The 13,832-nt window shown below is 73.2% G+C and carries 18 protein-coding genes; 13 read left to right on the top strand and 5 right to left on the bottom strand.

Going from position 1 to position 13,832, the window contains the following annotated elements:
• The first annotated feature begins 92 nt into the window (after nucleotides 1–92).
• Genes ACWD4P_RS08555 through ACWD4P_RS08535 form a run of 5 tightly spaced genes read left to right on the top strand, consistent with a single transcriptional unit; the run spans nucleotide 93 to nucleotide 1,833 of the window.
• Nucleotides 93–941 carry a helix-turn-helix domain-containing protein gene (locus tag ACWD4P_RS08555; RefSeq protein ID WP_449779050.1) on the top strand — a complete coding sequence of 283 codons (849 nt, stop codon included), beginning with the start codon at nucleotides 93–95 and terminating at the stop codon, nucleotides 939–941.
• Entirely contained in the window at nucleotides 938–1,159 is a 222-nt protein-coding gene (locus tag ACWD4P_RS08550; RefSeq protein ID WP_449779049.1) for a DUF397 domain-containing protein, read from the top strand. Before ACWD4P_RS08555 ends, ACWD4P_RS08550 begins: the two co-directional genes overlap by 4 nt.
• 26 nt (nucleotides 1,160–1,185) lie before the next feature.
• On the top strand, nucleotides 1,186–1,383 hold the full coding sequence (locus ACWD4P_RS08545; protein WP_449779048.1) for a DUF397 domain-containing protein: 198 nt from the start codon (nucleotides 1,186–1,188) through the stop codon (nucleotides 1,381–1,383).
• Nucleotides 1,384–1,410: 27 nt separating this feature from the next.
• A complete protein-coding gene (locus tag ACWD4P_RS08540; RefSeq protein ID WP_449779047.1) occupies nucleotides 1,411–1,611 on the top strand; it encodes a DUF397 domain-containing protein in 201 nt (66 codons plus the stop codon).
• Nucleotides 1,612–1,635: 24 nt separating this feature from the next.
• Complete coding sequence (locus ACWD4P_RS08535) at nucleotides 1,636–1,833, top strand: DUF397 domain-containing protein (RefSeq protein WP_449779046.1); 198 nt, start codon at nucleotides 1,636–1,638, stop codon at nucleotides 1,831–1,833.
• A gap of 62 nt (nucleotides 1,834–1,895) precedes the next feature.
• Here the strand turns inward: ACWD4P_RS08535 and ACWD4P_RS08530 are convergent, their stop codons facing one another.
• Entirely contained in the window at nucleotides 1,896–2,645 is a 750-nt protein-coding gene (locus tag ACWD4P_RS08530; RefSeq protein ID WP_449779045.1) for an SDR family oxidoreductase, read from the bottom strand.
• Nucleotides 2,646–2,744: 99 nt separating this feature from the next.
• On the opposite strand from ACWD4P_RS08530, the gene ACWD4P_RS08525 reads away from it, so the two are divergent.
• Nucleotides 2,745–3,647, top strand: coding sequence for a LysR family transcriptional regulator (locus tag ACWD4P_RS08525; RefSeq protein WP_449779044.1), 903 nt, complete (start codon nucleotides 2,745–2,747; stop codon nucleotides 3,645–3,647).
• 89 nt (nucleotides 3,648–3,736) lie between these two features.
• Here the strand turns inward: ACWD4P_RS08525 and ACWD4P_RS08520 are convergent, their stop codons facing one another.
• Nucleotides 3,737–4,471, bottom strand: a complete 735-nt coding sequence (locus ACWD4P_RS08520) for a helix-turn-helix transcriptional regulator (RefSeq protein WP_359823372.1) — start codon at nucleotides 4,469–4,471, stop codon at nucleotides 3,737–3,739.
• Nucleotides 4,472–4,688: 217 nt separating this feature from the next.
• Between ACWD4P_RS08520 and ACWD4P_RS08515 the strand changes: the two genes are divergently transcribed.
• Nucleotides 4,689–6,116 (top strand): COG1470 family protein, encoded by a 1,428-nt coding sequence (locus ACWD4P_RS08515; RefSeq protein ID WP_449779043.1) that lies wholly within the window; start codon nucleotides 4,689–4,691, stop codon nucleotides 6,114–6,116.
• 464 nt (nucleotides 6,117–6,580) lie between these two features.
• Here ACWD4P_RS08515 and ACWD4P_RS08510 read toward each other — a convergent pair whose 3' ends face one another.
• Nucleotides 6,581–7,798, bottom strand: coding sequence for a GNAT family N-acetyltransferase (locus ACWD4P_RS08510; RefSeq protein WP_449779042.1), 1,218 nt, complete (start codon nucleotides 7,796–7,798; stop codon nucleotides 6,581–6,583).
• A 226-nt stretch (nucleotides 7,799–8,024) separates the two neighbouring features.
• On the opposite strand from ACWD4P_RS08510, the gene ACWD4P_RS08505 reads away from it, so the two are divergent.
• The 3 genes from ACWD4P_RS08505 to ACWD4P_RS08495 all read left to right on the top strand — a co-directional run bounded on the left by ACWD4P_RS08505 (nucleotide 8,025) and on the right by ACWD4P_RS08495 (nucleotide 9,386).
• Nucleotides 8,025–8,684 (top strand): DedA family protein, encoded by a 660-nt coding sequence (locus ACWD4P_RS08505; protein WP_449779041.1) that lies wholly within the window; start codon nucleotides 8,025–8,027, stop codon nucleotides 8,682–8,684.
• Nucleotides 8,681–8,908, top strand: a complete 228-nt coding sequence (locus ACWD4P_RS08500; protein WP_449779040.1) for a hypothetical protein — start codon at nucleotides 8,681–8,683, stop codon at nucleotides 8,906–8,908. The genes ACWD4P_RS08505 and ACWD4P_RS08500 overlap by 4 nt, the downstream gene beginning before the upstream one ends.
• Nucleotides 8,909–9,134: 226 nt before the next feature.
• The gene (locus ACWD4P_RS08495; protein ID WP_359823363.1) at nucleotides 9,135–9,386 is read left to right on the top strand and encodes a hypothetical protein; all 252 of its coding nucleotides are present in this window, start codon (nucleotides 9,135–9,137) and stop codon (nucleotides 9,384–9,386) included.
• 116 nt (nucleotides 9,387–9,502) lie between these two features.
• On the opposite strand, the gene ACWD4P_RS08490 is transcribed toward ACWD4P_RS08495, so the two are convergent.
• Nucleotides 9,503–9,979, bottom strand: coding sequence for a Dps family protein (locus ACWD4P_RS08490; RefSeq protein WP_449779039.1), 477 nt, complete (start codon nucleotides 9,977–9,979; stop codon nucleotides 9,503–9,505).
• Between the two features lie 483 nt (nucleotides 9,980–10,462).
• On the opposite strand from ACWD4P_RS08490, the gene ACWD4P_RS08485 reads away from it, so the two are divergent.
• On the top strand, nucleotides 10,463–10,753 hold the full coding sequence (locus ACWD4P_RS08485) for an SsgA family sporulation/cell division regulator (protein ID WP_449779038.1): 291 nt from the start codon (nucleotides 10,463–10,465) through the stop codon (nucleotides 10,751–10,753).
• A gap of 146 nt (nucleotides 10,754–10,899) precedes the next feature.
• Complete coding sequence (locus tag ACWD4P_RS08480) at nucleotides 10,900–11,193, top strand: hypothetical protein (protein WP_449779037.1); 294 nt, start codon at nucleotides 10,900–10,902, stop codon at nucleotides 11,191–11,193.
• 25 nt (nucleotides 11,194–11,218) lie between these two features.
• Here ACWD4P_RS08480 and ACWD4P_RS08475 read toward each other — a convergent pair whose 3' ends face one another.
• Nucleotides 11,219–12,202 (bottom strand): aldo/keto reductase, encoded by a 984-nt coding sequence (locus ACWD4P_RS08475; protein WP_449779036.1) that lies wholly within the window; start codon nucleotides 12,200–12,202, stop codon nucleotides 11,219–11,221.
• Between the two features lie 176 nt (nucleotides 12,203–12,378).
• Here ACWD4P_RS08475 and ACWD4P_RS08470 point away from each other — a divergent pair, with 176 nt between their 5' ends.
• On the top strand, nucleotides 12,379–13,728 hold the full coding sequence (locus ACWD4P_RS08470) for a cryptochrome/photolyase family protein (protein ID WP_449779035.1): 1,350 nt from the start codon (nucleotides 12,379–12,381) through the stop codon (nucleotides 13,726–13,728).
• The last annotated feature ends 104 nt before the right edge of the window (nucleotides 13,729–13,832 follow it).

Raw genomic sequence — 13,832 nt, 5'->3', positions numbered from 1 at the left:
CGAATTCGGTCCGACTCTCTGTCAGTTGTCGGTAGCGCCTGCGCGATCAACAGGGGCAGACTGGTCCACCGAGAGGTCAGGAGGGGCATCGCATGGCGGTATCAACCGTTCGCCGTCGTCGGCTGGGTGAGGAGCTGCGTAGGCTCCGCGAGCAGGCGATGATCCCCGCGGACACAGCGGCCGAGGCCACCGGCATGAGCCTGGCCAAGCTGAACCGCATCGAGAACGCCCGCACGGCCGCCAAGATCGAGGACGTCAACAAGCTCCTCGACCACTACGGTTGTGACGACGAGGAGTTCCGCGCCGGCTTGATCGCCATCACGAAGGACGGCAGCAAGCGCGGCTGGTGGCTGAGCTACCGCGACGTGATCAACGCGTCCGCAACCGACCTGATCACGCTCGAAACCGAGGCATCGACCTTCAAGACCTACCAAGCCGCCTTCATCCCTGGGCTGTTCCAGACCGCCGAATACGCTCGGCTGGTCATCGACCGACTCCGGACGACGAACGGCGGCACGGTTGACGATCTCGTGCAGGTCCGCATGGCACGGCAATCCATCCTGACCCGCCCGAACCCCGTTGAGGTCTGGGCAGTCATCCATGAAACGGCGCTCCGAGCCATCGCGGACCGTCCCGAGATCATGGGCCCACAGCTCGACAAGCTACTCACGCTGAGCCGACTGGCGAACGTCAACATCCAGGTGATGCGCGCAGGTGCGGCGATCCACCCGGGTATGAGCGGCGCGTTCGCCCTGCTCGGATTCCCTCAGCGGAATGACCTCGACGTCGTCTTCGTCGAAGGCCTGCTCGCCGGATTCTGGGTCGAGGACCCGACCGACGTCGAGCTGTACCGGGCGAAGTTCCAGGAGATCACGGCTGAAGCCCTTTCCGTCGGCTCCTCGATCGAGTTCATCACCGCACAGAGAGAAACGATCAAGTGACCCATTACTCCAATGCCGCCGCAACTGGCTTCACCTTCCGGAAGTCGAGCTACAGCGGCGGCAACGAGGACTGTGTCGAGTACGCGCTCCTCCCCCGGACTGTCGCCGTCCGGGACAGCAAGGATCCTTCCGGACCCGCCCTGGCCTTCGACCGTCCGGCGCACTTGTCCTTCATTGCCGCCGTCGCCGACGGGGAGTTCGACTTCGGGCTCGTCTGAATGCCCCATCCAGAGAGAGGACTCAAGTGACCCAGCCGACCTTCAAGAAGTCCAGCTATAGCAACGAGTCCACGAACTGCGTTGAGCTCGCCGTGCGGGATTCGGCCTCGCACATCCGCGACTCGAAGGACCCGTACGGCCCGACCCTGGCCTTCGACCCTGCGGCGCACTCCTCCTTCATCGCCGCCGTCGCCACCGGCGAGTTCGACTTCGGCCTCGTCTGAACACTCCCTTCAGAGGTGAGGACTCAAGTGACCCAGCCGACCTTCAAGAAGTCCAGCTACAGCGCCGGCGACGACAACTGCGTCGAGGTTGCCATCCCGGACGGCCTGGCCTGGCACATCCGCGACTCGAAGGACCCGCACGGCCCGGCCCTGGCCTTCGAGCGTGCGGCGCACTCGTCCTTCATCGCCGCCGTCGCCGACGGGGAGTTCGACTTCGGGCTCGTCTGAATGCTCCCTCCAGAGAGGACTCAAGTGACCCAGCCGACCTTCAAGAAGTCCAGCTACAGCGGCGGCAACGAGAACTGTGTCGAGTACGCGCTCCTCCCCCGGACTGTCGCCGTCCGGGACAGCAAGGATCCTTCCGGACCCGCCCTGGCCTTCGAGCGTGCGGCGCACTTGTCCTTCATCGCCGCCGTCGCCACCGGCGAGTTCGACTTCGGCCTCTTCTAGGCACGCCCGAGCGGTGCCTCGCCCGGCCGGGCGAGGCACCGCTTTCGCCGTTCGTCCAGCGTCTAGAGCTGCGAAGCACCTCCGTCGACAGGAAGCTCCATCCCCGTCGAGAAGGTCGCGTCGAACGCCAAGTACGCCACCGCGGCGGCCACTTCCTCGGGCCTCCCCAGCCGCCGCATCGGGTTGGTGCTCCGGTATCCGTCCTTCGTCGCCTCGACGACATCGGCTGGCAGCGAGGAGCGGTCCAGGATGCCCGAGTCGATCGGGCCGGGGCTCACCGCGTTCACCCGCACCTTGCGCGGGAGCAGCTCGCGGGCCAGGGTGCGGGTCATCGACCGCAGGGCCGCTTTGCTCGCCGAGTAGACACTGAGCGCGTCGAGGCCCAGGACGTTCACCACGGACGTGGTGAGGACGACGCCGCTCCCCTCGCGCAGCAGTGGCGCCAACGCCTGCACGGTGAAGTACGGGCCCTTGACGTTGATGTCGAACAGCTCGTCGTACATCTCCTCCGTCGTCGAGTCGAACGGCGCGGACGCGGTGACGCCGGCGTTGACGAACAGTGCGTCCACCGTGCCGAACCGCTCCCGGACCGTACCGGCCAGCTCCTTGATGTCCTCCAGGGACGCGGCGTCGCTGCGGACGGCGGTCGCCTTCTCCCCCAGCCGCTCCAACGCGGCGTCCAGGGTGGCCCCGGTGCGGCCGGTGATCAGTACGCGTGCCCCGCCGTCCGCGAACAGCCGGGCCGCGGCGAGGCCGATGCCGCTGCTGCCGCCCGTGATCACGATCTTCTTGCCGTCATACGTGGTGGTCATGCCCTCCAGCCAAGTGTCCGCCCGCGCCCCGTGTCCAAGACCTGTTCCGCATGCCGTCATGCCCCGGGCGCATGGCGGCACGCGGCGTACCCTGGGCGCATGGACTTCGATCTTCGGCTCGTGCGCTGTTTCACGGTCGTGGCGGAGTACGGCAACTTCGGCCGGGCCGCCGCCAAGCTGCACCTGGCGCAGCCGTCGCTGAGCCGCCAGATCCAGCGGCTGGAGGCTCAGCTCGGGGTCCGGCTCTTCGACCGCTCGCCGCAGGGCAGCAGCCTCACCGACGCCGGTCAGGCCTTCCTTTCCGGGGCGCGGGCCCTGCTCCAGGAGGCCGACCGGGCCGCTCACGCGGCCAGGGCCGCCGTCCAGCCCCGTTCCGTCACCGTCGGCTATGCCGAGGGCCTGGTCGTCACCGACTGTGTGCGGGAGCTGCGCCGTCGGCACCCCGACGGCCTGGTCCGCACCCGGCACCTCGACTGGCGGGACGCGCACGCCCTCGCCGAGGGGCGGGTCGACGCCCTCCTCGCGTACGGCCCCCTGCCGTTGACGGCGGACGGCTTCCGGGTGACCACGCTCCACGAGGAGTCGCGGGTGCTCGTCATGCCCGCCGGTCATCGTCTGGCGAACGGAGGTTCCGTCAGCCTGCGGGCTCTGGCCGACGAGGAGCTGGTGGCCTGTGCCGGCACTCCGGTCCTCTGGAGCACGCCCAAGCCGGTCGGCGGCCGACCGGCACCGCCCTCGCCCTCGATCGACGACAGCTACGAGGACAAGCTGGAACTCGTCGCCACCGGCCACTGCGTCGCGATCTTCCCTGCCGGGGACCGACGGGCCGCGGTGCGCGAGGACATCGCCATGGCGCCCGTCGTCGACATCGATCCCTGCCAGGTCGTGCTCGTCACGCGTGCCGACGACCCCAACCCGCTGCTCGGGTCGCTGGAGGAGGTCGCACGCGCACGGCTCGGCACGCCCTCCCGCCGGGAGGACGACGAACTGCCGGTCGACTGACCCCCTATCCACAGGGTCGTCGCCGGCGGGAAGTCCGGCTTCGGGGCGCGCCGGTGCCTCGCCCACGCCGGGCGAGGCACCACGTCACGCTAGATGAGGCCGCGGCGCATCGCGTAGCCGACCGCGTGGGCCCGGTTCCTCAGCCCCAGGCGGGTGATGATCTCGTGGAGCACGTTCTTCACCGTGCGCTCGGAGTACGAGGTCTTGGTGGCGATCTCGCTGGTGTCGAAGCCCTCCGCCACCAGCTTCAGCATCTCGGCCTCCCGTGCCGTCAGTGTGGAGAGGGTCAGGCCGCGCCCGTCGAGCATGGTGCGCTGCAACATCCCGATCCGGTCGAGCAGTTCGCCCAACAGGTCGCCGGGCATCACGCCTTCGCCGTTCGCCAGCGCGGTGATCAGGTGCACCAGCCGGTCCTGGTCGGCCTCCGACCGGCGCAGGACGGCCGCGACGCCGCACTCCACGATGGTCTGCAGTCCGCCCGCCTCGAAGTGCCCCACCACCAGGCCTATCCGGCCCGAGGTGGCGAGCCGCAGCCGGCGCAGGTGCTCGGTGACCGTGTCGGTCAGCGCGTCGACGACCAGCAGGGAGACCTCCGCCCGTCCGGCGTCGCTCTCGCTGAGCAACTCCACCTCGGGCCGCTGGCGCAGCTGTTGGATCACGCCGGTCTGCAGGATGAGGTCCTCCGCGAAGACCGCCACCCGCACGCCCCGCCTGCCGCGCAGCTGCTCGGGGACGCGCGGTGCGGTGGTGGTGCCGGAGCGGGGGGCCGCTCCGATCCGGCGTGCGGTGACGGCTTCCTCACGGGTTGTATCGGTCGACGTCATCGACTACTCCATTTCTCTGGTCCTGCGAGGGTGACGGCTGGCCGCCGCGGGGCGGGGCCGGCCGGGGGAATGTGGGGCCGGCGGGTCTCGCGCGGCCGGTGAGGGCCTGCGGCGGCGCCGGGAGGGGCTTCGGCCGGTCCGTACGGGCAAGGGGCGTGCCCATAGCTTGCCCGTACGGCCCTCTTCCGCGGATGCCGTACGGCCCTACCGTCACGCTATGACCACATCCGCCGAACTCGGCCTGCCTGCACTCACGGTGGCCCCCGGTGGCGTGGCCACCACGACCCTGACGGTACGTAACGATCTTGACATCGTTGAGGCCTACACCTTCGAGGCGGTCGGCGACTGCGCCGCATGGACGACGGTCGAGCCCGCCCGGGTCTCCCTCTATCCGGGGACCTCCGAGACGGTGACGGTCCGGCTGGCTCCGCCGCGCTCCTCCTCCACCCGGGCCGGCGAGTTCCCGCTCGGCATCCGGGTGCTTCCGGTCGAACGCCCCGATCTGGTGGCCGTCCCGGAGGCCACCGTCACCGTGACGCCGTTCCACGAGCTGCGGGCCGCGCTCGCCCCGCGCCGCCGCCGCGGCTGGCTGCGCGGGCGCTACCGGGCTTCGGTGCGCAACCTCGGGAACGCGCCCGCCGCGGTGGCGTTCACGCCCGGGCAGGCCGGCGAGGACCTGCGCTTCGCGATCGCGCCGGAGAAGCTGCGCCTGGAGCCCGGCGAGTCCGGGGAGGTGCGGGTGCAGGCGCGCACCCGCAAGCTGATCTGGTTCGGCAAGCCGGCGACCTGGCCGTTCGAGGTCACGGTCGGCCCGGAGGAACGGGCGGACTCCAAGGACGGCAAGGACGGCAAGGACTCCAAGGACGGCAAGAGCGGCAAGGACGCCAAGGCCTCGGAGGACAAGGCGCCGAAGCCCGAGCCCGAGACCCCCGCCGACCCGGTCCTGAAGCCGGTCCTGGAGGGCGAGTTCCTCCAGCTGCCGATCTTCCCCAAGTGGCTGCTCGCGCTGCTGGCCCTGCTGATCGCCCTGCTGCTGGCCTGGTTCGCCCTGGTCCGCCCGGCGGTGCGCACGTCCGCCAAGCAGGCCGCCGAGAAGGCCGTCGCCCAGCAGATCGCCACCCCGACCCCGCCCGCGGGCGCACCGGCCGGCGACAACCCCTCGGCGCCGGGCGCCGGGAACACCCCCGGCGGCCAGACCAAGCCGGGCGCCGGGAAGCCGGCCACCGGACCGGGCAGTCAGGGCGGCCCCGGACCGGGCGGCCTGGCGGTGCCGGGCACCGGCCAGCAGAGCTCCGCCACGATCGACGTGCAGACGGCGAACGGCGCTGCCGCGACGGGCAGTTACCTGGTGCCACACGGCAAGGTCTTCGACATCACGGACCTGGTGGTCGCCAACTTCCAGGGCGACCAGGGGCTGGTGACCATCACGGCCGGCAACAAGACCATCACCACCATCGCCTTGGAGACCTTCCGCAACCAGGACTACCACTGGGTGACCCCCATCCAGGTCCCCGAGGACCAGGCCGTGACGGCGAACGTGACCTGCGAGGTGCCGGGCACCCCGGCCTCGGGCAAGCAGGCGCCCGGCTGCCACGAACTCCTCAACGTCAGCGGGACGCTGAGCGACATCCGACAGGGCAACTGAACCGGCGCCCGCAGGACGCCCTTCCCTCCCCCGGCCGCCGGGCGCGCCGCGGGCGGGAAGGGCGCGCCGATCGCCCCGTTGACACCGGTGGGGCGCCCGTGCCCCGTTCGTCCCCGAAAACCCCGTCCCCCGCATTCCCGCCCCCGCGCCCCCTCTCACATCCCGTGACCATGTCAACACCCGACGGACACTGTTGCAGAGTGCACCCGAACGAACAAAGCCGACTCACCCGCAGCTCACCCCGGGTCTGTCCGCCGAGGGCAACCGTCCTGCCCTCACGGGCAAGCTGACTTCCCCTCACGGGCGGTCGGCCCTGCCCCGGGGCTCGCTGTTGACGGCATGTCGGGACGAACGCGGAAAAACCGAACGCCGTCCCCGCCCTGGTACGGGCGGGGACGGCGTTCGGCTTCGGTCCGACGGCGGCGCTACGGCCCACCGGGGGCCCCGGGATTCAGCGCGTTGGATCAGAACCAGTGCAGGCAGTGCGGCGCGCGCTCGGCACGGAACAGCGCGTCGGCGAGGACGGCCGCGCCGGGGCGGTGGGCCCGGATGTGCCCGGCCCGCACGAGCGTGCTCGGGGCGGTGCCGCCGAGGTAGACCGCCCCCAAGTCGCGGATGTCCAGGGACAGATCGGGCTCCCGGTCGGTCGGGACGCACTCGGCCTTCCCGCCCCGGACGGTCAGCAGGTACCGGTGGTGCTCGCCGAGGAACGGGTCGTCGACGTCCAGCACGAGCTCGCCGTCCGTGAACCAGGCCCGCGCGGCCAGCGCGCGCGGCACGTCCAGCAGCCGCACCCAGAGCCAGTCGGTGTTCGTGCTCTCGGCTGCGTTGTAGTCGGCGAGCTGCCAGCGCAGCGGGTGGTCCGGCGCGCAGTGCCGGAACACGACCGTGGCGACCAGGTCGTGGCCGAGCACGAACCGGGCCAGCGCCGCGTACGCGGCGTCGTCGACGGCGACGGTCTCGTCCACCGTCAGGGTGTCCCCGTCCACCCAGTAGGCGGCGTACCCGTCCGGAGTGCCGTCGGCATCCCGGTGGACGGCCACGTAGCGCGGCGTCGGAGCGATCGGGACCTGCCCCGCCCCCAGCTCCCACCATCGGCGCGGCCGGGACAGCGCGCCGGGCTGGGCCCGGCGGTAGCGGTCGTAGACCTGCTCCACCAGCTCCCCGCACTCGGCCCGCCGCAGCAGCTCCACCGAACCGGCCTCCGGGGCGCCCTCCGCCCGCCGCGCCCGAGGGGCGGTGAAGGCGGCCCGGTGGCGCTGGACCGTCAGCCGCCCGGTGTACGTCGCCTGACCGTAGCCGAACCGGCCGTAGATCCCGGCCTCGGAGGCCAGCAGCACGGAGAGGAACTCCCCCCGCTCCCGCACGTCGGCGAGCTGACGCCGCATCATCGCGGTGAGCAGGCCCTGACGCCGGTGGGTGGGCAGGACACCGACCGCCGTCACCCCGGAGGTCGGGACGACGACCCCGCCGGGCAGGGTGAGCTCGAAGGTGTACGCCCCGGCGGTGCCGACGGGGCGCCCGTCCGCCGTCACGGTGAGCAGGTTGCGGTCCATCTCGGTCGCCGCCCACCAGACCCCGCCGCCGTCCGCGTTCGGGGCGTCGGGGAAGCGCCCCAGCGCGGCGTGGAAGGTGCCGACGAAAGCGTCGAGGTCCTTGTCGGTCGTGGAACGGATCTCCATGTGGTGCTGCTGCCTCCCCTGATCACCGGCTCCGCATCGCGCGGCGCCCCCCGAAGTGCAGCCGCACCGGGCACTCCCGGTCAACCGAATTACCCGCGGGGAGCCGGTCACGATCCGTCGACCGACGCGGAACGAGGACGGCGGGGGCGAGGGGCCACCGGGTCGCCGGGGGCGGGGGGCGTTACATTGAGGCGGAGAGGGGCGCCGGTCCGGAACGGGGTGGCTGATGCACTCGATCACCGAGTGGCTGAGCGGTCTGTCCGGCCCGGTCGGGTACCTGGTGGTCGCGGGCCTCGTGTTCGTCGAGGACGCCCTGTTCTTCAGCTTCGTCGTCCCCGGTGAGACCGCCGCCGTGCTCGGCGGGTTCCTCGCCCAGCAGGGCCGGATCTCCCTCGGCTGGATCATCCTGTTCGTCGTCTGCGCGGCCGTCCTCGGTGACACCGCCGGCTACGAGATCGGCCGCCACATCGGCCCGAGGATCCTCGACACCCGCCCGATGCGGCGCCACGCCGGCCGGGTCGACCGGGCCCAGGAGCTGATCCGCCGGCGCGGGCCGGCCGCCGTCTTCTTCGGCCGCTTCGTCGCCTTCTTCCGCGCCATGGTGCCGACACTGGCCGGCATGTCCCGCATGCCCTATCGCCGGTTCCTGCTGTTCAACGCCCTCGGCGGCCTCCTCTGGGGTGTCGGGTTCACCCTCCTCGGGTACTTCGCCGGGGCGGCCTACACCCGGGTCGAGAGCACCGTCGGACGGGTCCTCGCGCTGGTGATCGCGGCGGGTGTGGTCATCGCCCTGGCCGTCTGGTACCTGCGCCACCGCAGGTCCGCCGCCCGCGCCGAGGAACGGGGCGAGCGGGAACCCGGGGACGGGCGGGACCGGCGGCCTTGAGCACGGTGCGTCCCGGGCCCCGGCAGGGGGCCGCCCTGGCCTTCCGCCGGCTCGCCCGGGTGCCGCTCGGCATCGTCGTCCTGCTCGTGACCACGTCGCTGCTCCTGGCCGCGCCACGGGTGCACGGCACCGGTGTCCTGGCGTTCTTCAGCGCAGTCCGGCTCACGACGGCCGTCCTGGTGGGCACCCGGATCGCCGCCCGCCACCGGGAACGGGGCCCGTGAGGGGGCCGGTGGCGCCGCGGTCACGTCCGGCGGCGCGGCTCCCGGACCCGGGTTACGGTCGGAGGGCCGGCCGCCGCCGTAACGACCTGCGCCGTGCGGGACCGGGACCGTCCGGCAGCGCCCTCCCGGTTCGAAACGGTTCGAAACGGTTCGAAACCGCACATCCGGGGCAGCCGTCCGGTATCCCATCCGTCGAAGCCCAGAACCCGGGAAGGGGAACGAGCCCATGACCACATCCGACGACCACGGTGCGCAGCCGGACGAGCCGACGCGGGAACGGTCCGCCGAGGAGCGTGCGATCACGGCCCCGACGCCGCGCGATGTCCGGGCGAAGGCCGAGGGCCCGGTCGGGGCCCGGGAGCGCTCCGCCGAGGAACGCTCCATCAGTGCGCCCACCCCGGCCGACGTCCGGCGGAAGGGGCAGCCGGACGAGGACGAGGAGCCCGAGCCGCCCGCGGCGGACACCGTGGCGCCGTGAGGCTCCGCGCGGTCACCCGTACGCGCTGACTCCCGAGCCCCGCCCCCGGCGACCGTTGTGCCGGGGGCGGGGCTCGGGAGTCTTCCGGGGCGGACCGGCCGGAGCGACCGGGGCTCTCAACTCCGGTTCTCGGCCTGGAACATCCAGCTGTGCTTCTCGAGTTCCGCCGTGAGGCCGATCAGCAGGTCCTGGCTGACCGGATCGGCCGGCCCGGTCTCCTCGATGTGCACCCGCAGGCGCCCGATGACCGCGGCGAACGCCGTCACCAGGTGCTCGACGACCGCCTTGTCCGCCGTCCAGCCCTCGGGGAAGCCGGGCAGGCCGCTGGTGGCGGCCACCGTGGCGGCCCGCCCGTCCGGGCTGACCCCGATCGCCGCCGCGCGTTCGGCGACCTGGTCCGCGAAGTCCCTCGCGGTGGCCACCACTTCGTCGAGCTGGAGGTGGACGGATCGGAACCGGGGCCCGTAGAGGTTCCAGTGCGCCTGCTTGGCCACCAGGGAGAGGTCCAGCAGGTCGACCAGGGTGCCCTGGAGGGCGTTCCCGACCGTCGTGCGTTCGGCTTCCGGCAGCGGGCTGCTGATGACGATGCCCATCGCTGACATCCTTCCGGTTGGGGGGGAGCCGTCGGCCGGCTCCGCACGGGTGGTGGAGGCCCTCCGCCCGGCCGTCGGCGCGCGTACGGTCCGGGTGGCCGGTGCACGGGGCCCGGCCTCGGCCGGGCACGGCGTCTCCGGGGCCCGGCCGCGCCGGGGCGCGGACGAACGACCGCCAAGGCGGCGGGATCGTCCCGCGACTGCCCGATCCCTCGCCCCGGAAACCACCCGATCGGCGGATCATGCCGGGCGGGCGCTCGCGCCGGCGGGCGAGGAATGCGCCCCGGGCGGGCGGGTAATCGAGCGCTGCCGCCACCGGCCGTCCGGGCCGGGGGGGCCGACCGGTGCCAACGCCAGAACGGGAGTTCACCGCATGACCGTCGCCACCTCCTGGTCCACCGCCGTCACCCTGCCCGAGGGCCCGTACCCCGACGTGGCCGTGGAGGCGCAGCTGCGGTTCGACACCGCCTCGCCGTACGCGGTGTGCCTGGCCTTCCCCCGCTCGGCGAGGACGACCTGGCCCGGTGGACCTTCGCGCGCGAGCTGCTGGACCGGGGACAGCACGCCCCCACCGGCTGCGGGGACGTGACCGTCTCCCCCGGGCCGGAGGGCCGGGTGCTGATCACCTTGCGGTCCCCGTCCGCACGGGCCGTGATCAGCGTCCCCGCGGAGGTCGTGGCGGCGTTCCTGCTGGACTCCTTCCGCCTGGTACCGGCCGGCACCGAGGCCGCACACCTGGACATCGACGCCGCTCTCGCCCGACTGCTGCCCTGATCGGAAGCGGGGGCATGCCGCCGGGCGGTCGGGGTAGGCGGGCGTCACGCGGCGCCCCGGCCCCGGTCCTCCCCCCGGGGCCGGGCCCGCGGCCCGAACACCAGGACCGGACCACCAGGACCGGACCACGACGAGAGGAGCGGACCATGCCCGTCCCACCGCCCACGGCCACGCCCGACGGACCGTCCCTGATCGCGGTCGCCGTGCCCGCCCTGGCCCTCGCCGTACTGCTGATCGGCGCGCTCGCCTGGGGCAACCACCACCTGAACCGCCGACGGCCGCGGCCGGGCAGAGGAGCGGCCGCGGCCCGCGCCGACTCCTGGCGCACGCCCGACGGCAACGGTCCGCGCCCTTCGGAGCGGGAGCCCGCCGATCGCGAGGAGGGCCGGTCCCCGGACCGGCGGGCTCGGAACGCGCGGCCGCCCCGACGGTCGTCGTGAGGGCCGCGGGCTCCGGGGCCCGCCGTCACCAGCGGGCGTGCACCTGGGCCCGGATCCGCCGGTCGTACAGGTCGCGGACCGCGGCCAGGGTGGCCTCCGGCAGCGGCGGCAGCTCGCCGGCGGCCGCGTTGGCCCGGGCCTGCGCCACGTTGCGGGCGCCGGGGATCACCGTCGTCACGCCCGGCTGCCGGGTGACCCACCGCAGCGCCGTCTGCGCCGCGCTCGCGCCCTCGGGTGCGAGCGCGGCGAACTCCGCCGCCGCCTCGACGCCCGTCGCGTAGTCCACGCCGGAGAAGGTCTCCCCCTGGTCGAAGGACTCGCCGTGGCGGTTGTAGGTGCGGTGGTCGTCCGCGCCGAAGACGGTGTTCGCGTCGTACCGGCCGGACAGCAGGCCCGAGGCCAGCGGCACGCGGGCGAGGATCCCCACCCCGGCGGCCTCGGCGGCGGGCAGCACCCGCTCCAGCGGCTTGAGCCGGAACGCGTTCAGGATGATCTGCACGCTCGCGACGTTCGGGCGGGCGATCGCGGTCAGGGCCTCGGCGCAGGTCTCCACGCTCACCCCGTAGGAGGCGATCCGACCCTCCTCGACCAGGGTGTCCAGGGCGTCGAAGACCTCGTCCGAGGAGTAGACGGGCGTCGGCGGGCAGTGCAGCTGCACCAGGTCGAGCCGGTCCACGCCCAGGTTGTCCCGTGAACGGTCGGCCCAGGAACGGAAGTTGGCGAGGTTGTAGTGCTCGGGCCGCTGCTCGGCCCGGCGGCCGAACTTGGTGGCGACGAACACCCCGGCGTCCGGCCGGTCCTTCAGGAAGCGGCCGATCAGCCGCTCGCTGCGGCCGTCGCCGTAGACGTCGGCGGTGTCGAAGAGGGTGACGCCGGCTTCCACCGAGGCCTCCAGCACGGCCAGGGCGTCCTCCTCCCGGACGTCCCCCCAGTCGGCGCCGAGCTGCCAGGTACCGAGTCCGACGATCGAGACGGGGCGGCCGGTGCGGCCGAGTACGCGCTGTTCCATGGGCCGAGCCTCTCACGCGCCGGCCACCGCGCACCACGCCTCCGCGGCGCCCTCCCGTACCGGCGCCGCCGACCGCGAGGACGGGGCCGTTCGGACCAATCCGCGGCGCGATCGGCTCCGAACACCCGGGTACCACTTTCCTGACCCCCCACCGCACCACCTGCGAGGCCCCGCCCGTGACCGTCTCCATCGCCCTGTTCACCCAGGACCTGCGGCTGAACGACAACCCCGTGCTGCACGCCGCCCGGTCCACGGCCGAGCGGGTCGTCCCGCTGTTCGTCCTGGACCCGGCCGTCGAGGCCGCCGGCTTCGCCGCGTCCAACCGGCAGGCCTTCCTGGCCGACTGCCTCACCGACCTGGACGCCTCGCTGCGCCGGACCGGTTCGCGGCTGATCGTGCGCCGCGGCGAGCCCGCCGAGCAGACCGCCCGGGTCGCCGCCGAGGCCGAGGCCGCCGCCGGGGCCGCGACCGGGTCCGCCGCGGTGCACGTCGCGGCGGGCGTCAGCGGCTTCGCCCACCGCCGGGAGGAACGGCTGCGCGCGGCCCTCGGCGACCGCCTGCACGTCCACGACGCCTCGGTGACGGTCGTCCCGCCGGGCCGGATCACCCCGGCCGGGAAGGACCACTACGCGGTCTTCACCCCGTACCACCGGGCCTGGCAGCAGGCCCCCCGCCGCACCGTGCTGGGCGCGCCGCGGGCGATCGACACCCCGGACGGCATCGGCAGCGAGAACCTCCTGCTCACGGGGCCGCTCTCGCCCGCGCTGCCGCCCGGGGGCGAGTCCGCCGCCCGCCGGCAGTGGCGGCGCTGGGACGTCGACGCGTACGCCGAGGTGCACGACGACCTCGCCGCGGACGCCACCTCCCGGCTCTCCCCGTACCTGCACTTCGGCTGCCTGTCCCCCACCGAGCTCGTCGAACGCGCGCTGCGGCACGACGGCGAGGGGGCGCGGGCCTTCGTCCGGCAGCTCGCCTGGCGGGACTTCCACCACCAGGTCCTCGCCGCCCGCCCGGACGCCGCGCACCGCGACTACCGGGCCCGGGACGACCGCTGGCACCGGGACGAGCGGGAGGCCGAGGCCTGGCGGCGGGGCCGCACCGGCTACCCGATCGTCGACGCCGGGATGCGCCAGCTCGCCGAGGAGGGCTGGATGCACAACCGGGCCCGCCTGCTGACGGCCGGCTTCCTCGCCAAGAACCTGTACCTGGACTGGCGGATCGGCGCCGCCCACTTCCTGTCGCTGCTGGTCGACGGGGACGTGGCGAACAACCAGCTGAACTGGCAGTGGGTCGCGGGCACCGGCACCGACACCCGACCCAACCGGGTGCTCAACCCGCTGCGCCAGGCCGACCGCTACGACCCGGACGGGGCGTACGTGCGCCGCTGGGTGCCCGAACTCGCCCACCTGTCCGGGCCGGCCGCGCACCGCCCGTGGCTGCTCGGCCCCGTCCCCGGCTACCCGGCCCCGCTCGTCGCCCCGGAGGCCCTCACGGAGCGGTTCCGCCGGGGCCGGGGCCTGGACTGAGCCCCGGGCGCGCCCTGCGGGCGATGGCCACGGCGTGGTACCCGGGTACCACGGCTCCGGCGAGGACGGGCCCCGGGTACCGCGGATCGGCCCGCTCGCGAACC

Source organism: Kitasatospora sp. NPDC002543, from assembly GCF_053594915.1.
Note: the sequence above shows the minus strand (reverse complement) of the source record. Positions and strands in the feature narration are given on the sequence as shown.